At 63.9% G+C, this 22,434-nt stretch carries 23 protein-coding genes and 3 pseudogenes; 20 read left to right on the top strand and 6 right to left on the bottom strand.

From position 1 onward, the window contains the following. Positions 1-147: 147 nt before the first annotated feature. A complete protein-coding gene (locus ASE61_RS13325; RefSeq protein WP_244492827.1) occupies positions 148-852 on the bottom strand; it encodes a winged helix-turn-helix domain-containing protein in 705 nt (234 codons plus the stop codon). Positions 853-1,450: 598 nt separating this feature from the next. Here ASE61_RS13325 and ASE61_RS13320 point away from each other — a divergent pair. Next, a complete protein-coding gene (locus tag ASE61_RS13320; RefSeq protein WP_082617414.1) occupies positions 1,451-2,692 on the top strand; it encodes a Calx-beta domain-containing protein in 1,242 nt (413 codons plus the stop codon). Between the two features lie 95 nt (positions 2,693-2,787). Here ASE61_RS13320 and ASE61_RS26495 read toward each other — a convergent pair whose 3' ends face one another. From ASE61_RS26495 to ASE61_RS26490, 4 genes and pseudogenes are all read right to left on the bottom strand, one after another. Continuing rightward, complete coding sequence (locus tag ASE61_RS26495) at positions 2,788-3,426, bottom strand: hypothetical protein (protein ID WP_156407088.1); 639 nt, start codon at positions 3,424-3,426, stop codon at positions 2,788-2,790. 36 nt (positions 3,427-3,462) lie between these two features. After that, entirely contained in the window at positions 3,463-4,773 is a 1,311-nt protein-coding gene (locus ASE61_RS13315; RefSeq protein WP_061967635.1) for an HlyD family type I secretion periplasmic adaptor subunit, read from the bottom strand. 6 nt (positions 4,774-4,779) lie between these two features. Then, a complete protein-coding gene (locus ASE61_RS13310) occupies positions 4,780-6,540 on the bottom strand; it encodes a type I secretion system permease/ATPase (protein ID WP_162260099.1) in 1,761 nt (586 codons plus the stop codon). Positions 6,541-6,930: 390 nt separating this feature from the next. Beyond that, a pseudogene (locus ASE61_RS26490) lies at positions 6,931-7,185 on the bottom strand (MBL fold metallo-hydrolase); the annotation flags it as partial. A 318-nt stretch (positions 7,186-7,503) separates the two neighbouring features. Here ASE61_RS26490 and ASE61_RS13300 point away from each other — a divergent pair. The 19 genes and pseudogenes from ASE61_RS13300 to ASE61_RS27580 all read left to right on the top strand — a co-directional run. Next, entirely contained in the window at positions 7,504-8,211 is a 708-nt protein-coding gene (locus ASE61_RS13300; protein WP_061967630.1) for a Crp/Fnr family transcriptional regulator, read from the top strand. Positions 8,212-8,394: 183 nt separating this feature from the next. Next, positions 8,395-8,847, top strand: a complete 453-nt coding sequence (locus ASE61_RS13295) for a c-type cytochrome (RefSeq protein WP_061968293.1) — start codon at positions 8,395-8,397, stop codon at positions 8,845-8,847. Between the two features lie 40 nt (positions 8,848-8,887). After that, positions 8,888-10,234, top strand: coding sequence for a nitric-oxide reductase large subunit (locus tag ASE61_RS13290; protein ID WP_061968291.1), 1,347 nt, complete (start codon positions 8,888-8,890; stop codon positions 10,232-10,234). A gap of 65 nt (positions 10,235-10,299) precedes the next feature. After that, positions 10,300-11,121 (top strand): CbbQ/NirQ/NorQ/GpvN family protein, encoded by an 822-nt coding sequence (locus tag ASE61_RS13285; protein ID WP_061967628.1) that lies wholly within the window; start codon positions 10,300-10,302, stop codon positions 11,119-11,121. Positions 11,122-11,130: 9 nt separating this feature from the next. After that, the gene (locus tag ASE61_RS13280; protein WP_061967626.1) at positions 11,131-13,023 is read left to right on the top strand and encodes a nitric oxide reductase activation protein NorD; all 1,893 of its coding nucleotides are present in this window, start codon (positions 11,131-11,133) and stop codon (positions 13,021-13,023) included. A gap of 70 nt (positions 13,024-13,093) precedes the next feature. Continuing rightward, positions 13,094-13,249, top strand: a complete 156-nt coding sequence (locus ASE61_RS26925; RefSeq protein ID WP_089175364.1) for a hypothetical protein — start codon at positions 13,094-13,096, stop codon at positions 13,247-13,249. 103 nt (positions 13,250-13,352) lie between these two features. Beyond that, on the top strand, positions 13,353-13,661 hold the full coding sequence (locus tag ASE61_RS13275; RefSeq protein ID WP_082617412.1) for a DUF2249 domain-containing protein: 309 nt from the start codon (positions 13,353-13,355) through the stop codon (positions 13,659-13,661). A gap of 27 nt (positions 13,662-13,688) precedes the next feature. Next, positions 13,689-15,086, top strand: a complete 1,398-nt coding sequence (locus ASE61_RS13270) for a hypothetical protein (RefSeq protein WP_061967624.1) — start codon at positions 13,689-13,691, stop codon at positions 15,084-15,086. Next, positions 15,049-15,588 (top strand): DUF2249 domain-containing protein, encoded by a 540-nt coding sequence (locus tag ASE61_RS13265; protein WP_061967622.1) that lies wholly within the window; start codon positions 15,049-15,051, stop codon positions 15,586-15,588. Before ASE61_RS13270 ends, ASE61_RS13265 begins: the two co-directional genes overlap by 38 nt. Next, positions 15,588-15,872 carry a metal-sulfur cluster assembly factor gene (locus ASE61_RS13260; RefSeq protein WP_061967620.1) on the top strand — a complete coding sequence of 95 codons (285 nt, stop codon included), beginning with the start codon at positions 15,588-15,590 and terminating at the stop codon, positions 15,870-15,872. Before ASE61_RS13265 ends, ASE61_RS13260 begins: the two co-directional genes overlap by 1 nt. A 113-nt stretch (positions 15,873-15,985) precedes the next feature. Further along, positions 15,986-17,113, top strand: coding sequence for a copper-containing nitrite reductase (gene nirK, locus ASE61_RS13255; RefSeq protein WP_061967618.1), 1,128 nt, complete (start codon positions 15,986-15,988; stop codon positions 17,111-17,113). A gap of 61 nt (positions 17,114-17,174) precedes the next feature. Further along, entirely contained in the window at positions 17,175-18,062 is an 888-nt protein-coding gene (locus ASE61_RS13250; protein ID WP_061968290.1) for an SUMF1/EgtB/PvdO family nonheme iron enzyme, read from the top strand. Next, positions 18,059-18,610 carry a hypothetical protein gene (locus ASE61_RS13245; protein ID WP_061967616.1) on the top strand — a complete coding sequence of 184 codons (552 nt, stop codon included), beginning with the start codon at positions 18,059-18,061 and terminating at the stop codon, positions 18,608-18,610. The genes ASE61_RS13250 and ASE61_RS13245 overlap by 4 nt, the downstream gene beginning before the upstream one ends. Position 18,611: 1 nt before the next feature. Continuing rightward, positions 18,612-18,881, top strand: coding sequence for a hypothetical protein (locus tag ASE61_RS13240; RefSeq protein WP_061967615.1), 270 nt, complete (start codon positions 18,612-18,614; stop codon positions 18,879-18,881). A 100-nt stretch (positions 18,882-18,981) separates the two neighbouring features. After that, positions 18,982-19,674, top strand: coding sequence for a Crp/Fnr family transcriptional regulator (locus ASE61_RS13235; protein WP_061967613.1), 693 nt, complete (start codon positions 18,982-18,984; stop codon positions 19,672-19,674). A 69-nt stretch (positions 19,675-19,743) separates the two neighbouring features. Continuing rightward, positions 19,744-20,007, top strand: coding sequence for a hypothetical protein (locus tag ASE61_RS13230; RefSeq protein ID WP_061967610.1), 264 nt, complete (start codon positions 19,744-19,746; stop codon positions 20,005-20,007). Between the two features lies 1 nt (position 20,008). Continuing rightward, on the top strand, positions 20,009-20,179 hold the full coding sequence (locus ASE61_RS26485) for a hypothetical protein (protein ID WP_156407087.1): 171 nt from the start codon (positions 20,009-20,011) through the stop codon (positions 20,177-20,179). After that, positions 20,176-20,241, top strand: a pseudogene (locus tag ASE61_RS27585) (hypothetical protein); the annotation flags it as partial. The gene ASE61_RS26485 and the pseudogene ASE61_RS27585, both read left to right, overlap by 4 nt. A gap of 31 nt (positions 20,242-20,272) precedes the next feature. Beyond that, positions 20,273-21,010 (top strand): annotated as a pseudogene (locus tag ASE61_RS27580) (NnrS family protein); the annotation flags it as partial. A 189-nt stretch (positions 21,011-21,199) separates the two neighbouring features. Here ASE61_RS27580 and ASE61_RS13220 read toward each other — a convergent pair. Further along, positions 21,200-22,405, bottom strand: coding sequence for an NnrS family protein (locus ASE61_RS13220; RefSeq protein WP_061967608.1), 1,206 nt, complete (start codon positions 22,403-22,405; stop codon positions 21,200-21,202). Between the last annotated feature and the right edge of the window lie 29 nt (positions 22,406-22,434).

The raw sequence follows: 22,434 nt of genomic DNA, 5'->3' as shown, positions 1-22,434 counted from the left end.
AGGCGGGGCCGCTGCTTGCCGCGCTCGCCGCCGTTAGGCCTGCACTCAACCGCTCCGACGTATCCCGGATGTTTTCCCCGCGGGTCGATCTGTAACCGGATGTATCCGAGTGCCGGCAGGAGGCGCCGATAAAGGATGCGCGGTCGCCTAGTGCCGGGCGGTGACGATCTCGACCGGCATGGCCAGGACATAGCCCTCGCTGCGAACGGTCTTGATGTAGGCGGGTACGCGCGCATCGTCGCGCAACCGTTGGCGCACCCGGCTGACGAGCAGGTCGATCGAGCGATCGAGCAGCTCGGCCTCGCGCCCCTGCGTCAAGTTGAGGAGCTGGTCCCGCGAGAGCACCCGCTGGGGATGATCGAGGAAGACGCGCAGCAGACGATACTCGGCACCGCTCAAGGTCACGGCCGTGCCGTCCTGGTCGAGGAGATGGCGGGCCGTGGTATCGAGCTGCCAATCGCCGAAGGCGATGATGCGGCCTGCCTCGGTCACCTGCAGATTCGGGGGCAGCATGCGCGTGCGGCGAAGCACGGCCCTGATCCGCGCGAGCAGTTCTCGTGCGACGAACGGCTTCGTCAGATAGTCGTCCGCGCCCAGCTCCAGCCCCACGATCCGATCGGTATCGTCGCTGCGCGCCGACAGGATCAGGATCGGCACCATCCTGTTTCGGCCGGACCGGAGCTCGCGGCAAAGGGTGAGGCCCTCATCGCCGAGCATCACAAGGTCGAGAATGACGAAATCGGCCTGATCCCCATCGAGGAAGGCGCGCATCTGCCGTCCGTCCGCAGCCGTGCTGGCGCGCAATCCGTTCTGCTCGCCGAGTGCATGGCCCATGATTGGGCGGGGAGGCATCGAGCCCGGCTTCATCACCGGCGCGGTGATGATCAGGGCGTCAAGCTGAAGGCTGTGATCTTGTCCGTCCGTCGAAAACCCGCGCCAGCCCCAGCTTCATCGCCTCTCCTTCGCAAAAACCGTCGAAGGCAGGCTCTCATAAGAAGCCAGTTCTGCAAGTAGTTTTTGCGAGACCGTCCGCTGCGAAAATCCCCGGCGATTATCACCCCGCCGAGCATCTCGCGGAAACGACCGTTTGTGAGACTGGTTCGCGGCAGTGGAGGCGATCGGAAACAGATGGTTCCGAACACGCTCTGGCCGACCGCGAACAGGAAACGTCGCCAGCCCCGTGTTTACAGGGGTTCGCGATGACGGACGGGACCGCGTCGGCGGGAGGGCTTTTAGGTACAGGGGGTGAGAGGGGCACAGGACGGTCCGAGGATGGTTGACCAGCTTGATCCCAAGCCTCTCCAGCTTGCCCTAACGGCGTTTACGTTGTTTCGAATTATACTAAAAAATTATTGCTTAACGTTTGGTTAAGCAATATTCATTCGAGGGGTGAACAGGTCGGCGGCGCGGCCGGGATGCACGGTTCCGTAACGTTCGAAGGGAGTGGGCCATGTCGGCCGGGGATATCAAAACCTACAATATCGTTTATCCGGGCCTTGAGCTTGAGATTAACGTGATCGACATCGGTGGTGGGCAGGTCCGCTTTGAGATCAAGTGCGTGACCGGCTCAGCCGATGTGAATGCCATTTATCATAACGATGGTGTTCCTGATGGGAACTCCACTAGTCTTGCTGGCCCGTTGAACATGAATGGCTCAGGCGTTGATTGGGATGGCGCAATTAAGTTGTCCGATCCTGGACTCGGCAAGGCTGGCTGGGACAAGCCCACCGCGCTAACCGCCGGAGAGAGCTATGTGTTCGACACGGCACTGAACTGGTCAACCCTTGACGACCTGGGCATTCGCGCAACGAGCACGAGCACCGCTGAAGGCAGCATAAAGGGTGTCGATGGCAGCGCGGAGGTCACCTACGCTCCGAAGCTCAGCGTCGCGGATGCTGCTTGCGTGATCGAAGGCAACGCTTCTGTCTTCACGATCTCGCTCGAAAAAGCCTACGACTACGACGTTTATGTCACCTATTCGACGCATGGCGGAACAGCCACCGAAGGTGACGACTACTCGGGACTCGTGAATGCGGTTGTCAAGATTCCGGCTGGTTCAACCAGCATTGATGTGCAGGTTGCCACCGTCGATGACGCTGCTGTCGAGAGCGAAGAGCATTTCTCGCTCAAGATCGATAGCGTGCGGCTTGATATTCCAGGGGCTGACATCGAGTCCGCGACTGCCTACACGGTCGATGGAACGGCAGAGGGCTGCATCCAGGATAACGACACGTCGAATGGGGGCGGTGGCGACCACCCCGAATTCTACGGTCTCTCCAAGGGCTTCTGGGGCAACAGCAACGGTTTGCAGGATTGGGACCTCAACAAAAACGCTTCGTTCGAGGCCACGTTTGGCGTCGATCGGGATTGGGATACAGAAGCTCCGTACAACAAGGGGCCGACTGTATCGGACCTCTCGTTGCTCGAAGCGCTGAATGTTCAGGGCGGCGGCCAGAACCAACTTGCATCGCAGGCCGTTGCCGCGCTGCTCAACGCTTCTGACGAGGACCTGAATTACAAGTACACCAAGGATCAGGTGATCTCGATGGTGAAGGATGCGTTCGACGGTGGCTCGGGTTGGACCGTCGATGGCCTCGCAGCGGAGTTTGAATACTGGAATGCCCACGCTGGCCCGAACGACGAAGGTCATACTTACGCGCAAAGCGTCAACCATCTTGTGTCGAACGCCTAACGTGACCTTGCTTGACTGGTAAGGGAGAGGGCCGCTTGTGCGGCCCTTTCTTCTTGATCCTTCGCTTCCGCCATCATGGCGACGGCTAGGGAAATCTAATCCGGGATGTTGGCCCGTAACGCCTCGATCTCCTCCCGCGTCTTCGAGCGCTTTTTCGAAGAATTTTTCTCGACCTGTACCGATGAGCCTGCTTCAAAAATTTGAGTAAGGGCTGCCAGCAGTGTTTTGGCCTGCTCGGTTGAAAAGCCGATCACGACAGGCTTGCTCTTCGGGTCCAGGACCAAAACGACCCGCCCGCCAACGGGGCCGACTAGAAATTCGCTTGGCTCAATTCGCACAGTCTGGGGTGATTTGCGTGCGATCGGCGTCTTCGAGCGCGATCGGGCCACTTGTCTTGGCCCAAAGAGGAGATCGCGATCATACCCGATTTCGCCATCGACCTGCGCTTCTCGACCTCCGGCGTTTACTACCTCCGTAGTCAGGTCGGGTAGTGCGGCAGCGATCCAGGTACCGTTTCTATCTGGGGTATTGGGATTTTTGTTTATGCCTTGCTCTATCTCTGCAATTGCCGCTTCCAGCCCTGCAAGCTCGCGGCTGCGCTGCTTATGAGGCAAATCCAGAGTCAATCCCGCCAACGTCTCACGTAAATGAGTATAGGCGGAATGGCGAGTCTCGACGCTTCCATGGACTGTCTTCTTAACTGCCATACGAACCAGTGAATCATATTTATTCATGAATGGGCCTCCTCGTGATGCACATGAGGAGCATAATTACTCGCGCCATACGCGAGAAAACTGCTCACGAAGCGGTTTCATCAGGTACGACAAAACAGTCCGATCCCCCTTGAGCAAGAAGACATCGGCAGGCATCCCAGGGACCAGAGAAAGTTCCTTGCCATCTCCGCCAACCGGCACGCCAACCTTGATCTTTGCGATATAGAATTTGCGCTTGTTCGCGCTGTCCTCGAACGGAGTCGGGGACACGTTGATCACCTCTCCTTCGGTATCCTGAATTTGCCTGTCGTGGAACGCGCCGAACTTCACCGTCGCCCGCTGACCAAAGCGAACCTCGTTGATATCCATGGGGTCAATCGAAGCATCCACGATGAGGCGATCCTCCAGCGGCACGATCAGCATTGCGGTCTCGCCGGGCTGGATGACGCCGCCAACCGTATGAACCGCAAGCCCATGCACGCGACCGGCCTGCGGCGCTCGAATGACGATCCGAGCCAGCCTGTCTTCAGCAGCGACCCGTTTCTCGGCAAGCTCAACCAGTTTCGCCCGCGTCTCTGAGAGCGACTTGAGCGTTTCGCTCCGAAACTCGTCGTCCAGCCTGAGCATTGCAACACGCTTTTCGGCAATCGACCCCTTGATCGACGCAATGTCGGCGATAAGTTTGCCACGCTCTCCATCCAGCCTCGTGCGATCTCTCTGCAAGGCAGTCAGCCGCGTAAGCGAGATGAGGCTCTTGCGATATAGCTCCTGGACACCCGTCAACTCGTGGTCGAGCAGGACAAGCTCGTCTGCTCGGGATTGTCGCTGTACGGTCAGTCCCTCGATTGTCGCCTCAAGCTGATTGATCTGTTCAAGTAGCTGGTCGCGGCGATTCCTGCGCAGGAGCGCGCTGCTCGCAAAAATTCTTGTTTGCCCCTGCACTGATGCCGCAGCATCAGTGTCGGAGTTCATTTGAGCTTCCAGATCGACCGGAAAACGCAGTTCGGCCACGCCATCCCGCTCGGCCAACAAACGCGCCTCGATAGCCATCAGTTCATTAATCTGTTTTCGTACGATTTGCAGATCGGCCTTCACCGAGGTGTCATCGAGCCGGATGAGCAACTCCCCTGCTTGGACGAGTGCGCCTTCTCGAACCTTGATCTCGCTGACGATGCCGCCATCCTTGTGCTGCACCTTCTTGGCATCCGTCTCCACGACGACTTGTCCCGAAGCGACGACCGCACCGGAAATTGAAGTGTATTTCGTCCAGCCCCCCAAACCGAGAACGAGCGCGAGCAAAGCAATGCCGCCGTAGCGGCCATGGCTCTGAAGAGACCGAAGAACCGAATCTTCCCATTCAGGTTTCATCTACACTCACCCGCGCTCTGGAGAGAGTTTCGTTCCCAAGGCAATGACCGTCTCATTCTGCCGAGACGCGGCGGCATGGGAGATTTGTGCAGGGAAAGGCGGAGAGGCTGAGGTGCCGTATAACCGGGACAGCACATCATCCTTCGGCCCGAAATCGACTTGCATGCCGTCATCGATCACCAGCAGCTTGTTCACTGAGCGCAAAGCGCTATGCCGGTGAGCGATCAGGACGACGATTCCACCACCTCTTCTCGTGACCAGGATCGCGTCATTGAGGGCTGCTTCTCCCTCACCGTCGAGGTTGGAATACGGCTCATCGAGCACCAGGACAAAGGGCTTCTTGTACAAAGCCCTTGCCAAGCCAATTCGCTGGCGCTGTCCAATTGATAAGCGCGTTCCCTTCGCGCCGATCGATGTATCGTAGCCTTGCGGGAGGCTCAGCACGAGCGAATGGACGCCAGCCATCCTGGCTGCCTCAATGACATCTTCATCCCGTCGCTCAGGATCGAAGCGGGAAATGTTCTCTGCGATCGTGCCGCTGAAGAGATCGACGCTCTGCGGTAAATAGCCGATGAAGGCTCCACGGGCTTCGGTTTTGTACTGATCAAGGGGAGCGCCATCGGCGCTGATGATCCCCTTCATGGGAGTCCAGGCTCCGACCAGTGCCTTCGCCAGCGAGCTTTTTCCGGCCCCGGAGCGACCAATGAGGCCAACCGCATCACCGGCTGTCAGCGCGAAGCTGATGTTGCGAAGTGTAATTTCCTGGGAGCCGGGCGGGCCGATAATCACGCCTTCGCAGGCTATCGACTGCTCGGGAAGCGGCAAATCCGTTTGAGGCTGGGGCAGGCTTTGAAGCTTTGCGGATATCTTCAGGCGGGCACGTGCGGCCATTGCCGTAACAAATGGCCTCCAGTTGGCGATTGCCGCGTCGATCGGGGCCAGGGCTCGTGAAGACAGAATGCTTGCCGCGACGATGACGCCTGCACTGATCTCCTGACGGATGGCCAGATAGGCAGCGAGGGCAAGGACGGATGACTGAAGAGCCTGTCGGCAGGCGCGTGCCGTGGATGAGAAGTTTACTGAGACATCGGATGATTTCAGGTTGGCTGAAAGGAATTCCTGATTTGCCTTTAGAAACAGTCTTTCGACTCGGCCATACAGGCCCATTGTCTCCAGTATTTCTGACCCAGAGATGCTCTCATCGATGACATTTTGCCTGACAACGGCCTTTGAATTCGAGGAGGCCACGCTGCCTCTTGTTCTCATATGACCAACGAGTGTGATGACTGCGATTATCATAGCTCCGAGTATCGTCAGATACCCGAGGAGAGGATGAAACAGGTAGATGACGATGATGTTGATCGGTATCCAAGGCAGATCGCACAAGGCCATGGCACCGGGATTACAAATAAATGAGCGGATTGTGTCGAGGTCGCGGAGCGGTGTGAGCCTGATATTTGGATCGCGCCCTTGTTGTAGCAGGGATGCATTGGCGCGGAAGGCTGAAGCAGCGACAGCATGGTCAACCATGTGACCAATTCGAGAAACCATTCTGATACGAATGGAATCGAACAAGGCTTGGAATCCAAGCAAAACGACGACTATTATGAACAGCGCAATCAGTGTCTGAACCGATTTGCTTGAAAGCACGCGGTCATAGACCTGGAGCATAAAAATTGACCCAGAAATGCTCAGGATGTTGACCGCAGCGCTGAGCGCCATGATCGCCAAAAAGGAGTTGCGCGACTTCTTCAGAATTTCCTGCAAGGGGGAATTCATAACCAGTTAGGCCCCGCCGCATTCAATTCAAAAGCGTCGCAGGCTTGGTGGCACCAGAATGGCTCGTTTCGTCTCATTTTGGCCCAAACCCCTCATTGCAAACCGTTCAGAGCAACGAGTATGCCGTGTTTATTCTCGTGGTAATTCGTCCCTTGGATGGGGCGCGGAGGCGTGGTCTTGTCGGTCCGTGCCACAATGTCTGTGTCTGCCGAATTTACGTTCTAAGCACACGGTTGGATTAAATGCTTTGCTCCACTTAGGGAAGTGAAATGCCGTGCCACGATCGAAGAAGGTCAGGACTGTGCTTCCGAGACAGCCTCACCTTCCGGCCGACGATGCCGATGCAAGTGCGTCTCGCGACCGAAGTTATCTGTCCCAACGTGAAGCTTGCAGCCGAACGCGGGTCGCCTCCTCGGGATCGTGTTCGAAACCGATATCCCATTCGGGATGGTCGAACGAGACCGGGAAGATGGCATCACCACCAAACATCAGCCTGTCGCTACCGGATGCGATGCGGACCACGCTGTGCCCCGGGGTATGGCCTCCGGTGCGCGTGACGACCACGCCCGGCGCAACCTGCTGCTCCTGCTCGAATGTGCGCAACTCGGCATAGGACGCGTCCAAGAAGCGCCTCTGTAAAGACTTCACAGGCGCTGACCCGCCCGTTTTGTGAGCTGAGTTTGATGTAGCGCAAACTGACCCGTTCGAATCCTTCGAATCCCCGCCCCTCCCGGCACGATCTTTGGTGCGATAGCTTGCCGGACAGGCGCGTGATGGAAAGCGAATCCAACGCAGATTTCGACCGCCGAGTTTGCTGCAGCGCAAACATGCCTCATACCGAATCGACTAGCTGAGGTCGTAGGCAGCGCTCCGAAGCACGGAAAGCTCGCCTTGGTTTGCCCTCGGCATCCGGCCGCCCCTGGCGGCGCCGGACATCCTGTTTACGCGGTCATGACATTCACTCCCCAGAATCTGAGAAGGCTGCCGATCTTTGCGGCGCTGTCCGAGGCGGAGCGGAGCGCTATCGCGTCGGCGGCGTCGTTGCGGCATCTGGCGAGAGACGAGTGCGCATTTTCCGAAGGAGCGCCGGTCGGCGAATTCTTCCTGATCCTGTCCGGGCATGTGAAGCTTTCGCGGGCCGGCAGGCATCGCAACGCCGTCATCCTGCGGATCGCTCATCCGGGCGAGCCTTTCGGGCCGGCTAGCGGAACGCGACGCAGGCAGACCGCCACCGCCATCGCACTGCGCGACTGCACCCTCGCCGTCTGGCCCATCGAGACCTGGGGCCGGTTCCTGCACGACATGCCGGGCCTGACCATCGGGCTACTAGAGGTTCTCGAACGCCGCCTGGCCGTCAGCCACGACAGGCTCATCGAGATGGCTTCTCTCGATGTCTCCCGCCGCATCGCCCATCTCGTCCTGCGCCTGATCGATCAGGCCGGTCGGCAGGACGACGAGGGCATTCGGGTCGATTTTCCGATCACGCGCCAGGACATCGGCGCGCTCACGGGAACCACCTTGCACAGCGCATCCCGCATTCTCACGCATTGGGAGCGGCAGCGCATCATCGGCGGCGGCAGGCGGGAACTGCTGGTTCGGAACGTAACTGCCCTGGTCAGCTTGGCCACGGCCCGCACAGGCACCCCGGATTCCTACTGATCGGCGACGCCGCACCACTCGACGCGATCGAGCCGGGATCGCCGACCTCGGCGGATTGTTTGCCCAAGCGCAAAGAGGCCGGCCGCCTTGGCCGATATGACCGGCCATCCCTGCCTGATCGGAGGGTCCAGAGCCGGCGATGCCGGCGCCGCCTCGCGGGAGGCGCAACAGAAGGGTGAACGCATGGCCGAACGTCTGACAAAGGCGGGAGCCCGAAATGTCTTTTACGGCGGATCGATCTTCTTCTTCGCCATCTTCGTCGGGCTCACGGCCCATAGCCACTGGTTCATGCGGACGAAGTCCACCGACGAGTCGACGCTCTCCCCGGCCGTCGCCCGCGGCAAGCATGTCTGGGAACGCAATTCCTGCATCAACTGCCACACGCTGCTCGGCGAGGGCGCCTATTTCGCCCCCGAGCTCGGCAATGTCTGGAAGCGCTATGGCGGCGACAAGGACCCGGCCGGCGCCCGCGAAAGCCTGAAGGCCTGGATGGCGGCCCAGCCGACCGGGATCGAGGGCCGGCGCCAGATGCCGCAATTCAACCTGACCGAGAAGGAACTCAACGATCTCGCCGATTTCCTGGAATGGACGAGCCGGATCAAGACCCAGAACTGGCCGCCCAACGATGCCGGCTGAGACATCGCGACAGGAGAGAGCCATGCCATGCTACAATACGATGAGATACCAGACCCAGAGCGTCGCGATGCTCTATTTCTACGGCGCGCTCGCCTTGTTCGCCGCGCAAGTCACCTTCGGACTAGTCGCGGGGCTGATCTATGTCCTGCCCAACACGCTGTCGGTCGTCCTGCCATTCAACATCGTGCGGATGATCCATACCAACGCCCTGGTGGTCTGGCTGCTGCTCGGCTTCATGGGCTCGACATATTACCTCTTGCCCGAGGAAGCGCAGACCGAACTCTACAGCCCGAAGCTGGCCATAGCTCAGTTCTGGATCTTCTTCATCGCCGCCGGCGTCACCGTCGTCGGCTATCTCTTTCACATCCATGAGGGGCGCGAATTCCTCGAACAGCCCTTCGCGATCAAGGTCGGCATCGTCGTCGTCGTACTGATGTTCCTGTTCAACATCACCATGACCTCGTTGAAGGGTCGCAAGACCACCGTCACCAACATCCTGCTCTTCGGCCTCTGGGGCCTGGCGATCTTCTTCCTCTTCGCCTTCTACAATCCGGCCAACCTCGCGCTCGACAAAATGTACTGGTGGTACGTCATCCACCTCTGGGTCGAGGGCGTCTGGGAACTGATCATGGCATCGGTCCTGGCCTTCCTGATGATCAAGCTCAACGGCGTCGACCGCGAGGTCGTCGAGAAGTGGCTCTACGTCATCGTCGGACTCGCCCTGTTCTCCGGCATCCTCGGCACCGGCCACCACTATTACTGGATCGGCGCGCCCGGGTACTGGCAGTGGATCGGCTCGCTGTTCTCGACGCTGGAGGTCGCCCCCTTCTTCACCATGGTGATCTTCACGTTCCAGATGACCTGGAAGGCCGGCCGCAACCATCCCAACAAGGCCGCCCTGCTCTGGTCGATCGGCTGCTCGGTGATGGCCTTCTTCGGCGCCGGCGTCTGGGGCTTCCTGCATACGCTGTCCTCGGTGAACTACTACACCCACGGCACGCAGCTCACCGCCGCCCATGGCCATCTCGCCTTCTTCGGCGCCTATGTGATGCTGAACCTTGCGATGATGGCCTATGCAATCCCCGAGCTGAAGGGCCGGGCGCCCTATAACCAGTGGCTCTCGATCGCCAGCTTCTGGCTGATGTGCACGGCCATGTCGGTGATGACCTTCGCGCTGACCTTCGCCGGCGTCGTCCAGGCCCATCTCCAGCGTGTCCTCGGCCAGAGTTTCATGGACGTGCAGGATCAGATCGCCCTGTTCTACTGGATCCGTCTCGGCTCCGGCGTGGTGGTGGTGATCTCGGCGCTGATGTTCGTCTGGGCGGTGCTGGTGCCCCGCCGGGAGCGTAGTGCGGAGCCGCACGCCCTCGCTCAGCCGGGGGAATGACACCGAAACCCGCCGGTCATCGGGCCGGCGGGCCTATGCCCTCCTGACTGTATTGGACGCCTGCAATGAACATGATCACGCGCCCGCCGATTTCCGCCTTGGCCGACACCATCGACATCCCCGCCTATACGACGTCCGGCAACGAACGCTTCCTGTTCGAGAAGGCCTGGGAGCGGCGTCTCCCGCTGCTGCTGAAGGGGCCGACCGGCTCGGGCAAGACCCGCTTCGTCGCCCATATGGCCGCCAGGCTCGGATTGCCGCTGTTCACGGTCGCCTGCCATGACGACCTTTCCGCCGCCGACCTCACCGGCCGCCACCTCCTCAAGGGCGGCGAGACCGTCTGGGTCGACGGGCCCCTGACGCGGGCCGTGCGCGAAGGCGGGCTGTGTTACCTCGACGAGATCGTCGAGGCCCGCAAGGACGTGGCGGTAGTGCTGCACCCCCTCACCGACGACCGGCGCATCCTGCCGCTGGAGCGCACCGGCGAGCTGCTGGTGGCCCCCGCCTCCTTCATGATCGCAGTCTCCTACAATCCCGGCTACCAGAACCTTCTCAAGAACCTGAAGCCCTCGACCCGCCAGCGCTTCGTCTCGATCAGCTTCGATTTTCTGCCGCGCGAACAGGAGATCGCCGTCGCCGCGCAGGAAAGCGGTCTCGACGAGGCCGCGGTCGCGCCGCTGGTGGATATCGCTCGCCGCTTACGCACGCTCAAGGGGCAAGACATCGAGGAGGGGGTCTCGACCCGCCTTGTCGTCTATGCCGCGAGCCTGATCGTCGCCGGCCTGCCCCGGCAGGAGGCCGTCATGGCCGCCATTATCGAGCCGTTGACCGACGAGCCGGAGGTCCGCGCCGGGCTGGTCGAGGTCGCCCGCGCTGTTCTCACCTAGGGGGCTGCTGTGCTGGACTTCCTCGAACTGGAAGAGACGGTCGGGCGCTTCTGGCACAGGCTGGTCGGCGACACCGCGAGCTTGCCGCACCATCCGCAGGCCGCAGTGACATTGGCAAGCGTGGCGCCGACGCTCGCCGTCTGCTTCCGCGGCTTCGGCGGCGAGCCCGGAGTCAGGATCGTCCCGGCCCGCGAGCGCGCCGCCAGCCACCGGCTCAATCTGCGCCAGCGTGTCGGCCTCGGGGAGGAAAGGTTGGCTCAGGCCGTGCGCACGCCGGATAGCCTGCAACTGCCGGCACAGATCGCGTTGTTTCCGCAGCCCGGATTGAATCGCGACCTCTATGTCTGGCTCGCTGCCGCCATGGCCGCGGTACCTCCCGCTCCCGTCATGCTGGCCGATCCGCTTCGGCGCGACCTGGCGCTGATCGCTGCAGCACGCGCGTTGGTCGCGACGGTTCTCAAGGTCTTTCCCGGCCTCGTCCCGGTCTATCGCCGGTTGGCCGATGCCCTGCTCGCCAGCCGGCGTCGCGAGGGCTTGCCAGCGACGGAGGCAAAGGTGGAGGCCTTGATCTGCGGGCTGTTGCGCGGCGAGGCGGTCGACATGTCCCCGGCGGATTGGCAGGCTGTCGCTCCCGCCGGCTATCTGCCGGCTCTCGGCGTGCCGCTCTGGCCCTTGGTGAGCGTCATTGCTCCCCTCCGCTCCCGGCGCCTCGACGAGGATCAGTCGCTACCGGCCTCGGCCAAGGCCGAGGAGCAGATGAAGGCCTATGCCGCCAGCCGTGACGAGACGGCTGAGGAATGGCGCGAGCGCAGCCCCTTCATCCTCAATCGCTTCGAGAAGATCCTGGCGATGTCGGAGATGGTCGCTGTTGATCGCCCCTCCGATGACAGCGAGGAGCACGATCCCGAGGCGGCCGACGAACTCGATGACTTGGTGCTGAGCGAGCGCAAGGGCCGGCCGGCCTCGCGTTTCCGCTTCGATCTCGACCTGCCGCCGGAGGCGATGGACGAAACCGCGCATGCTGGCGCCCTGACCTATCCGGAATGGGATTTTCGCAGTGCCTCCTACCGTGAAGATTATTGCAGGGTGCTGGCGGCCACGGCCGCGCAGGAACGTGAGCCGTCCGTGCATGACCCGGCGACGCGCGCACTGGTCCGCCAAGTCCGCCGCCAGTTCGAGGCCTTACGGCCCCTGCGCGAGCCGCAGCGCGGCCAGATCGATGGCTCCGATCTCGATCTCGACGCGGTGGTGCGCCGCCAGGCCGATCTCGCTGCTGGCGGTTCCGGCAGCGACCGCGTCCATCTGGCAAGCCGGCCGCAGGCGCACGACCTTGCAGTGACCACGCTGATGGACGTCTCGCTCTCGACCGATTCCTGGTTCGACGATCTACGCGTGCTCGATGTCGAGAAGCAGGCGCTGACCGTCTTCGCCCACGGGCTGGCCGCCTGTGGCGACCGCCACGAGATCCTGACCTTCACATCGCGGCGGCGCGATTGGGTCCGGATCGAGACGGTGAAGCGCTTCGACGAGGCGATGGGGCCGGCAGTCGAGGCTCGCATCGCCGCACTGAAGCCCGGCTACTACACCCGCATTGGCACGGCGATCCGCCATGCCGCTGCCGGCCTCAAGGCCAGGCCCGACCGGCGGAAGCTCCTGCTCGTTCTCACCGATGGCAAGCCCAACGACATCGATCATTACGAGGGTCGCTTCGCCATGGAGGACACGCGCATGGCAGTGATCGAGGCCCGCCGCGCCGGCATCTGCGTCTTCGCGGTGACCGTCGATCGCGAGTCGCGCGCCTATATCCCGCATCTCTTCGGCCGCAATGCCCATGCCGTGGTCTCGCGGCTCGACCGTCTGCCGGCGGCCCTGCCCGCTATCTACCGCGCCCTGGCGACCTGAGCATGATCCCGAAAAGTGGGAACCGGCTTTCGGATCAGATTATGCGATATCGCACTCTGAGGAGCCCGTCATGACCGATGCCCAGATGGGTCTCGTCGTCGCCACGCCCGCGATCATCGTGATGGCTTTGCTGCTCTACCGCATGGGCGTGCTGCAGAAGGGCGGCGTCGCCGTCGCGATCACGATGTCGCTGGCCATCGCCGTCCTGCTCTTCCTCGAACAATGAGGCCGACACAGCCACGCTGTTTGCGTTTCGGCAAATTGCCGCCGGGGCAGCTTCGCTAGGCTGGAGAGCCGCCCGCATCGGGGCCGCAACCGGAGCCTAATCCATGACGACCCAGCCCCTCGAACCGCTCGACGTGCGCACCATCCCGCCGATCGTGCGCCACGCCACGATCTTCGGCATCATGGAACGGCTCTCCCCCGGCGACGCCTTCAGGATCGTCAACGACCATGATCCCGCGCCGTTGCGCCGACAGATAGAGGCACGTTATCCCGGCGCCTATTCCTGGGACTACATCGTGCAGGGCCCGGAGATCTGGCAGGTCGAGATCGGTCGCAACGAAGCCGGCGACGACGGCCATGACGCCGATTGCGGCGGCCATGACGAAGGCCATTCCTGCACCTGCGGCCACTGACGCCGCCGATATCGGGAGACCGCAGCCATGCCGATGGCATCGCTATCCCGCTGGACGATGAGCTATTTCGCGGCCGCGCTGGCTTTCCTGCTCGCGGCCGAGGCTTTCGCCGTCACCGGCATCGGCTATCCCGCCGCCGGCCTCGCGGAGCCCGCGACACTCGTCCTCGTCCATCTCGTGGCGATCGGCTGGCTCAGCCTCGCCATGGCCGGCGCGCTCCTGCAATTCGTGCCGGTGTTGGTCTCCCGCCCCCTCGCCTTCCCGCGGCTCGCCTTGCCGGTGCTATTCGCGCTCGTCGCGGGCCTGATCCTGCTCTGCGCCGGCTTCGCCGCGCTGGCCGGCTGGATCGAGGCTCCGCTCGATCTGCTGCCGCTCGGCGCCGCCTTTCTCCTCACAGGCTTCTCCCTGCTCGGTCTGATGCTGGTGGCGACGCTCCTGAGCGCACGGCCGATCGCCCTGTTCGCTCGCTTCGTCCTCACCGGCCTCGCCTGCCTCGCAGTCACGGCACTGAGCGGGGCCGCCTTCACGACGCTGCTATCGGGCCGCGGCGACTGGCTCGGCACAGTGTCCTTGCTTCCGGATGGCCTGCCCTTCCACGCCCTGCTCGGCTTCGGCGGCTGGCTCGGGCTGATCGCCGTTGGCGTCAGCTATCGGCTCTTCGTCATGTTCATGATGGCACCGGAGCCGCCGATACGGCGGGTCCGGCCGGTACTGCTGTTCGCGAGCCTCGGGCTCGGCCTCGCCTTCGCCGGCCTCGTCACGCCGTTTGCCGGCATCGAGCCGGGTGCCATCTGGATCGCGGCAGCGCTCACCATGCTGATCCTCGCCGGCGTCTTCTATGGCCGCGATATCCTCGCTCTTCATCGCGCCCGCCGGCGCAAGGCGCTGGAGATCAACATGCTCGCCAGCATCCCGGCCTTCGGCGCGCTCGGCCTTGGGCTCGCACTGCTACCTATCGCCATCATCGCCCATGTCGGCGACGGCTTGATCGCGGCACTCGTCTTCCTGGTCGCCTTCGGCTGGCTCGGCGGCTTGACGCTGGCGCAGCTCGTGAAGATCGTCTCCTTCGTGACCTGGCTCGAAACCTATGCACCCCGGCTCGGGCGCGGCGCGGCACCGCGCGTCGGCGATCTCGTCGCCATGCCGCGCACCGGCTGGTGGTTCCTGCTCTATTATGGCGGCGTCGTGCTGGGCACCGCCGCGCTCGCCATCGCGGCACCGACCGGCTTCCGCCTGGCCATGGCGCTTTGCCTCGCGGGCACCGCCGGTATCGTCACCGAACTCGTCGGCATCCGCCGCTTGTCGCAGATCAAGGCCACCGACCGGCCGCCGGCGCATGAACGCCCCCGGCTGCTGGCCGCGCGGGCCGAGGAAAGGAGACCTGTCCATGTCGAAACCGGAAGCATCGCCCGTCCGAGAGCTTGATGTCCGCCCGATGCTGCGGGCCGGCGAGGAGCCATTCCAGGCGATCATGGATGCCGTCGGCGCGCTCGGGCCAGGCGAATCCTTGCGCCTCATCGCGCCGTTCCGGCCGGTGCCGCTCTTCTCGGTCATGGCCAATCGCGGCTTCGCCGCCAGCGACCATCCGCTCGACGGCGGCGACTGGGAGGTCCTGTTCTCGCCGGTCGCCGGCATGCAGGCCGATGCCGGGCTCGCTACCGGCAGCAGCCCCTCGGCGCTATCCTGGGGCGATCCCATCGAGGAGCTCGACCTCGTCGATCTCGAGCCACCCGAGCCGATGGTCCGCATCCTCGAAGCGCTCGAAGACCTGAAGCCTGGCGACGTGCTGTTCGCGCTGCTCGCCCGCGAGCCGGTCTTCCTCTTCCCGGAACTGGCCAAGCGCCAGCATGAGTGGGCCGGCAATTTCGACGCCACGGGTGCGACCTATCGCCTGCTCGTGCGCCATGGCGGTGGAGGTGCCCACTGATGAGCTCTCATCTCGAACGCCTCGTCGAGATCGCGTTGCGCGATGTGCTCGACCCCGAGATCGGCCGCAGCGTCGTCGATCTCGGCCTGATCTATGCGATCGAAGCGGCACCCGACGGCGCCGTCGCGATCACCATGACGACGACCACGCGCGGCTGCCCGCTCGCCGGCTTCCTGAAGGAAGCCGTGGCCATGGCGGCCGGAGCCGTCGAGGGTGTCAAAGCCGTCGCGGTCACGCTGACCTACGAGCCGGCCTGGGAGCCGGCGATGATCGCCGCCGAGTGACGGCTCCCGCGACGATCGTCAAAGATGTTGTGCTGCAACAAAGACCGATTTCGCCAGGCTCCTAAAGTCCTCACGACCGATAGATCAACGGTCATTGGGCAAGGAGACAAGCCATGGGCGAAGAGCTCAAACTGACCCGCCGCAGCATCCTGGCGGGAGCGGCGGCCACGGGGGCGATCGTCCAGGCCGCTTCCGCGCCGGCTCGGGCGCAGGCCGTGATGACCAAGGCCACCGCTGCCGATATCGCCAAGCTGCCGCGCATCAAGCCGAAGCTGGTCGATCCCCCCTTCGTGCATGCGCACGAGCAGGTCGCGACCGGTGGCCCGAAGGTCGTCGAATTCGAGATGACGATCCACGAGAAGAAGATCGTCCTAGACGAGGCTGGTACCGAGACCTTCGCCTTCACCTTCAACGGCACGGTGCCCGGCCCGCTGATGGTCGTGCATGAGGGCGACTATGTCGAGCTGACGCTGATCAACGCCGAAACCAACGAGCTGATGCACAATATCGACTTCCATTCGTCGACAGGTGCGCTCGGCGGTGGCGGCCTGACCGAGGTCAACCCCGGCGAGCGGGTCGTGCTGCGCTGGAAGGCCACCCGGCAGGGCGTGTTCGTCTACCACTGCGCCCCTCCCGGCATGGTGCCTTGGCACGTCACGGCGGGCATGAACGGCGCCATCATGGTGCTGCCGCGCGACGGGCTGAAGGACGGCCAGGGCAAGGCCCTGAAATATGACAAGGTCTATTATGTCGGCGAGCAGGACTTCTATGTGCCGCGCGACGAGAACGGCAAGTTCAAGCGCTATGCCAGCGTCGGCGAGTCGCATGAGGATGTCGTCAAGGCGATGCGGACGCTGACCCCGACCCATGTCGTCTTCAACGGCAAGGTCGGTGCTCTGACCGGCAAGAACGCACTCACCTCCAAAGTCGGCGAGACCGTGCTGATCGTGCATTCGCAAGCCAATCGCGACACGCGGCCTCACCTGATCGGCGGGCACGGCGACTATGTCTGGGCCACCGGCAAGTTCCGCAACCCGCCGGAGCGCGACCTGGAGACCTGGTTCATCCCAGGCGGCTGCGCGGGCGCGGCGCTCTATACCTTCCTGCAGCCGGGCATCTACGCCTATGTCAACCACAACCTGATCGAGGCCTTCGAGCTCGGCGCCGCCGGACACTTCAAGGTCGAGGGCGAGTGGAACGACGACCTGATGAAGCAGATCCTGGCCCCGGCCGGCATCTGACCAATCCCCGCCTCCCCGCCATTCGGCGGGGAGGCCCTTCTTCCCGATGGGGATTCCGATCATGGCCACCACGCTGCGCCCGACGCTGCCGGGGCTGACGACCTCGCTCGGCCTCATGCTCCTGGCCGGAGCTGCTGCCCTTCTGCTGGCCGCACCGGTTCGCCGGCCGGCTCCCGGCTCTCCGCTGCCGCAGACGGCGATCGTGCCCCCCACGGCGCTGCTGCACCGGCTCGACGGCGAATACAGCCGCGACGGCCGCCCGGTCGATGCGCCGCGTGTCACTGTCCGGATCACGCAGCCGCTCGAGATCATGCGTTATCAAGTGACGGTCGCCGACTATGCGCGCTGCATCGCCGCCGGCGCCTGCAAGCGTCTCGACAGCCCGGCAGCGCGTGGCGACCTGCCCGTCACCGGTGTGAGCCATGCCGATGCGACCGACTATGCCAACTGGCTGACGCGTGAGACCGGCGCGGTCTGGCGCCTGCCGACCGATCGGGAATGGGCCCATGCCGCCGGCTCGCGCTTCGTCGACGATGCCCGCGGTCTCGATACCGACGCCGGCAACCCGGCCCGGCGCTGGCTCGCCGATTACGAGCGCGAGGCCAATCGCAAGGCGGCGAGCGATCCCGCTCCGCGGCCGATCGGCGGCTTCGGCGCCAACGAGCAGGGCGTCTACGATATCGCCGGCAATGTCTGGGAATGGACGCAGACCTGCCTGCGCCGCGTCTCGCAGGACGCTGCCGGCCGGACCACCGGCGAGACCAGTAATTGCGGCATCTATGTCGTCGAGGGCCAGCACCGCGCGCCGATGACCTTCTTCATCCGCAACCCGAAAGCAGGCGGCTGCTCGGTGGCGACGCCGCCGGACAATCTCGGCTTCCGCCTCGTCCGCGAACCGAGCTGGCGTGACCGCCTGCCTGCCGGCCTGAATCGGTTTCTGCCAGCATGACCGTCGCAGCCGAGAGTCACAGCCGCGACGGCGCCGAGCCGGTTGCCGAAACCGGCATGGAGATCCTGCTCTGGATTCTCGTCTGGAGCGAGCTCCTCGTGTTTGGCGCGCTGCTCGGCGCTTTCCTGCTGCTCGGAGCGCTCGATCCGGCGGCTCTGGCCGCATTGCGCGAGACGCTCCATCTCCCTTTTGCAGGCGCAGCGACGGTCGCCCTCATCTCCAGCGGCTTCTTCGCGGCCAGAGCTGCGTTTGGGCGACAGCCACGTGCCAATCTCGGTGCCGCCGCTCTCGGAGGCTTGATCTTCTGCGCCCTCAAGGTCGTGGCGCTCTCCCATGAGCTGCCGCCGATAGCGGCGATGGAAGGGCGCCTCGGCGAGCTTTACATGCTCATCGTTGGCTTCCACTTCGTCCACGTCTTGTTCATCGCCGGCCTGCTGCTTCTCGTCGCCGTGCGGCCGGTTCCGAACCATGTCGCCGGCGCCACGACGATCTGGCACCTGATCGATCTGGTCTGGCTGCTGATCCTCCCCGTCATCTATCTCGGCTGACATGCGATCATCCCGTGCCCTCCCGCTCCCGGTCGTCCTCGCCGGCCTCTTCGCCGCAACGGGCCTGAGCCTGATCGCAGCGGTCGCCCTGCGTTCCGGCATTCGCGGTCCGGCTATCGCGACCCTCAGCCTCGCGAAGGTCATGCTCATTGTGCTGGGTTTCATGCGGCTGCAGCGCGAAAGCCCCAAGCTGGCCGGAGCGCTCATCGCCTATGCGACCGTCATCTGCGTGCTGGCAGGCGTCAGGATCGCGCTGGCCGGGCCATCGTGACGCACTTGAAGCACTCCAGCGATTGCGGTCTTATCTCGCATAACGCCCGCGCAAAGGTTGGACGCGGGCACTTTTCAATCCGCCCATAGGGAACAGCATCTTGGCATTGGATCGCAGCGTGCTGCGCAGCATCCCGCTATTCGCGGCCATGAGCGACGCCCAGCTCGACCGCATGACCGTGAAGGCCAGCGCACGGCGCATTCCTCAGGGCGAGGCGGTGTTCGAGCAGGGCGATCCGGCCACGGCATTCTACCTCCTGCTACATGGCCGGCTGAAGGTGACGCAGGTGACGCGCGACGGCCAGCAGATCATCGTCAGGGTCGTCCATCCCGGCGATCTGTTCGGCTTCACGCGCGCGCTCAGCCGTTCGGATTATCCGGGCACCGCGACGGCGGCAGTCGATAGCCTCGTGGCGGCCTGGCCGAGCGAATCCTGGGACAGCTTCGTCGAGGACAATCCGCATCTGGCGATGAACGCCATCCGGACCATCGGCCAACGACTCGACGAAGCTCATACCCGTATCCGCGAGATGTCGACGGAGGAGGTCGAGCGCCGCGTCGCCCATGCCGTGCTGAGGCTGATAGAGCAGGCCGGAAAACGCGATGAAGCCGGCATGCGCGTCGATTTTCCTATTTCCCGCCGCGACATCGCCGAAATGACCGGAACGACCCTTCACACGGTCTCGCGCATCCTCAGCGCCTGGGAAACGATGGGACTGGTGGAGGGCGGTCGGCAGAAGCTGTTGGTCTGCGATGCGCCTGCGCTGAAGCGGCTCGCCGAGAACGTGAAGTAGCGGGCTGACCTCGCGACCAACCCCGAGATCGTCTATTTCGACGAGCCTTTCACGGCGATCGACGTCGGATTGCGGCGCGCCCTGCAGGACCTGATCATCGCCGCTTCAGCTCGGGAAAAATTCTCCGCCCTCTTCGTCACCCACGACCTCGCAGAGGCAGTGAGGCTGGCCCATCGCATCGTCGTGCTCTCCGGCCAGCAGGAAGGTATCGTCGCAGAGCGTACGCTCGACGGCGCGCCGAGCCAGCGCGACGACCGTTCCGTATTCGAGACCGTGCAGGCCTGGATGCAAGACCCCTCCTTCGCGGACCTGTTCGATGGCGACAGGCAGTGACATGACCCGACATTCACCGGACCATCCGCTGCTCACGGAAGCGCTGAAGCTGTTCGTTCCCGTGGCCGCAGCTCATGCGGTGCTGCTGCCACTCCTTTGGGTGACGGTCTTCGCCTTCGACCTGCCCTTCGCCCGCCAGTGCCGGCCGGGCAGTGGCGCGCCCATGAGATGATCTTCGGAACTTATGGCGCAGCATTCGCCGGCTTCCTCGGCTCGGCCATGCCGGAATGGACGGACACCAAGCCCGCGCCAGGGCCGTGCGCTCCTGCTCCTGCTCGCCCTCTGGCTGCCGGGGCGGCTGATCGGCTTCCTCGGCGCCGATGCCCTGATCATCCCGGCGGCGCTGACCGACCTCGCCTTCCTCGCCCTGCTGCTGGCCTATGTCACCTGGCCGCTGATCGAACGGCGCACCACCCGCCACTGCTCCTTCGCCGTCTGGATCACGCTGTTCGCGCTGCTGGGGTTCTCGATCCGCGTGGCCTGGCTCCTGGGCGAGACGGCTTTGTCAGGGCGGCTGCTGCACGCGGCGCTCGCCGTTTTCCTGGTGTTTCTCTCGCTCGCCATCGCCCGCATCAACGTCGTGGTCGTGAACCACGCGCTGGACCCCAGCGGCGAGACGACGCATTGCCGGCCCTATCCCGGCCGCCAGAACCTGACCGCCGGGCTGGTGGGGCTCCAGCTCGTCGCCGCGCTCGCCGCCCCCAACTCCACTGTACCCGTCTGGCTCGCGCTCGCCGCGGCAGCCGCCTTCTTTGACAGGCTGGCGGAGTGGTTCATCGGCCGCGCCGTCCGCATGGAAGTCCTTGCGCTCGCAGCGGCGAACGCCAGCGGCGGCCTTGGTTTTCTGGTGCTAGGGCTGGCCGGCCTCGGCGCCCCGGTCGCCCCGGGAACCGGACTGCACCTGCTGTCCGTCGGGGCGCTCGGGCTGGCGGTGATGGCGGTCTTCGTGATTGCGGGCCTGCGCCATAGCGGGCGCGATCTCGAGTTGCCGCCAACCGCCAAGGTAGCATTGGCGCTGATGGCAGCCGCAGCGGCGATGCGCGTCCTGCCCGAGCTCGGCGTGGCGCCAGCACGCTTGGGCTGCACTATGCGCTCTCCGCCTGGCTCTGGTCAGCGTCCTTCGACACATGGCGGATGGGCTTCTGGCCGATCCTGGACGATCCGCGACGCCACGAAGGCGGCTGCGGTTGAATCAGGCGCTCTGCGCGGCGGCAGGCGCCTTCGGAGCGACGCGCGCCCCTGTGAGGACGGGCCAGTAGGCCACAGCGAAGATCAGGAAGGCCAGAGACCAGCCCAGTCCCGCGACATGCAGCAGCGCGACCGGGCCATGGCCGAACGCCGAGCAGACCCGCGCCACGGTGCCGATGACGACGAGCACACAGCAAAGCTGCGTCGCGGCGGTGGCGATCAGAGGACGGCCGGTATGCCCGAGGCTGGCGCGCGACATCACCGCGAGGGTCATCGTCCCGAAGGCGCCTGCGGTCCAGACATGGGTGCCGGCAGCGAAAGCGATAACCCCGAGGCTCGCAAGGGCCGTCAGCGCGAAGCCGATCGGCACGAAGAGATAGCCGACATGCAGGATAACCAGCAGAGGGTTGCGGCAGGTCCGATCGCCAGCCCAGCGCGCCAGCCTGAAGAGGTGAAGCCCCGCTGCCAGCATCAGCACGACGCCGGTCACGAAAGCATCTGGCACGACGACCCAGCAGATCAGCGCGACGCCGCCCCCGGCGAGTACCGCCTTGTCATACGCCCCGAAGGGAACCGGCAGACGCCCCTCGCCGCGCTGCGCCAGCCAATTGCGCGTGAAGCTCGGCACGATGCGGCCCGCGATCAGCATGGCAAGCATCAGGACGGCAGCAATCGCAAAACGACGGGAGACATCGGCGCGCCCGGTCGACCCCGCTTCGAGATGGAAGGCGAGATTCGCCGCCAGCAGAAGCGCGATCAGGACCACGACCTTGAGGTTGCGCCAGTTGCGGCCCGCCACGATCTCGCGGGCAGCGGCGGCGGCAAGCAGCAGCAGGAACAGCGCGTCGATCGCCATCGCCAGGCGCCAACCGATCAGGGCTGAGGTCGAGACTGCGAGCCGCCCGGCGAGCCATGCGAGCACGAGGACCAGAAGCGGCCGGCCAAGGACAGGCAGGCGCCCGGTCCAGTTCGGGATGGCCGTCAGGAGAAAGCCGCCAATGGCCGCCGCCTGGTAGCCGAAGAGCATTTCGTGAACATGCCAATCCACCGGCGCAAAAGCTGTCGGCACGGCGAGATGGCCGGTGACGAAAGGCAGCCAGACCAGCATCGTCAGGCCGGCCTGCAGCGCGGCCAGGAGAAAGAACGGCCGAAAGCCGTAAGACAGAAAAGCGGGCCCGTCATAGGCCCGCAGTCGCGGTATGGGTGCCATGGGCTCCCTCCTTCCCGGCCGGGAGAGAG

Source organism: Allobosea sp. Root670 (assembly GCF_001429415.1).
GTDB classification, from domain to species: domain Bacteria; phylum Pseudomonadota; class Alphaproteobacteria; order Rhizobiales; family Beijerinckiaceae; genus Allobosea; species Allobosea robiniae.
This window is presented reverse-complemented; position numbering and strand designations above follow the sequence as displayed.

Bases quoted from the DNA above. Each gene is read 5' to 3' on its own strand.
- ASE61_RS13325 (WP_244492827.1), bottom strand. From the start codon at position 852: ATGCCTCCCCGCCCAATCATGGGCCATGCACTCGGCGAGCAGAACGGA.
- ASE61_RS13320 (WP_082617414.1), top strand. From the start codon at position 1,451: ATGTCGGCCGGGGATATCAAAACCTACAATATCGTTTATCCGGGCCTT.
- ASE61_RS26495 (WP_156407088.1), bottom strand. From the start codon at position 3,426: ATGAATAAATATGATTCACTGGTTCGTATGGCAGTTAAGAAGACAGTC.
- ASE61_RS13315 (WP_061967635.1), bottom strand. From the start codon at position 4,773: ATGAAACCTGAATGGGAAGATTCGGTTCTTCGGTCTCTTCAGAGCCAT.
- ASE61_RS13300 (WP_061967630.1), top strand. From the start codon at position 7,504: ATGACATTCACTCCCCAGAATCTGAGAAGGCTGCCGATCTTTGCGGCG.
- ASE61_RS13295 (WP_061968293.1), top strand. From the start codon at position 8,395: ATGGCCGAACGTCTGACAAAGGCGGGAGCCCGAAATGTCTTTTACGGC.
- ASE61_RS13290 (WP_061968291.1), top strand. From the start codon at position 8,888: ATGAGATACCAGACCCAGAGCGTCGCGATGCTCTATTTCTACGGCGCG.
- ASE61_RS13285 (WP_061967628.1), top strand. From the start codon at position 10,300: ATGAACATGATCACGCGCCCGCCGATTTCCGCCTTGGCCGACACCATC.
- ASE61_RS26925 (WP_089175364.1), top strand. From the start codon at position 13,094: ATGACCGATGCCCAGATGGGTCTCGTCGTCGCCACGCCCGCGATCATC.
- ASE61_RS13275 (WP_082617412.1), top strand. From the start codon at position 13,353: ATGACGACCCAGCCCCTCGAACCGCTCGACGTGCGCACCATCCCGCCG.
- ASE61_RS13270 (WP_061967624.1), top strand. From the start codon at position 13,689: ATGCCGATGGCATCGCTATCCCGCTGGACGATGAGCTATTTCGCGGCC.
- ASE61_RS13265 (WP_061967622.1), top strand. From the start codon at position 15,049: ATGTCGAAACCGGAAGCATCGCCCGTCCGAGAGCTTGATGTCCGCCCG.
- ASE61_RS13260 (WP_061967620.1), top strand. From the start codon at position 15,588: ATGAGCTCTCATCTCGAACGCCTCGTCGAGATCGCGTTGCGCGATGTG.
- nirK (WP_061967618.1), top strand. From the start codon at position 15,986: ATGGGCGAAGAGCTCAAACTGACCCGCCGCAGCATCCTGGCGGGAGCG.
- ASE61_RS13250 (WP_061968290.1), top strand. From the start codon at position 17,175: ATGGCCACCACGCTGCGCCCGACGCTGCCGGGGCTGACGACCTCGCTC.
- ASE61_RS13245 (WP_061967616.1), top strand. From the start codon at position 18,059: ATGACCGTCGCAGCCGAGAGTCACAGCCGCGACGGCGCCGAGCCGGTT.
- ASE61_RS13240 (WP_061967615.1), top strand. From the start codon at position 18,612: ATGCGATCATCCCGTGCCCTCCCGCTCCCGGTCGTCCTCGCCGGCCTC.
- ASE61_RS26485 (WP_156407087.1), top strand. From the start codon at position 20,009: ATGACCCGACATTCACCGGACCATCCGCTGCTCACGGAAGCGCTGAAG.
- ASE61_RS13220 (WP_061967608.1), bottom strand. From the start codon at position 22,405: ATGGCACCCATACCGCGACTGCGGGCCTATGACGGGCCCGCTTTTCTG.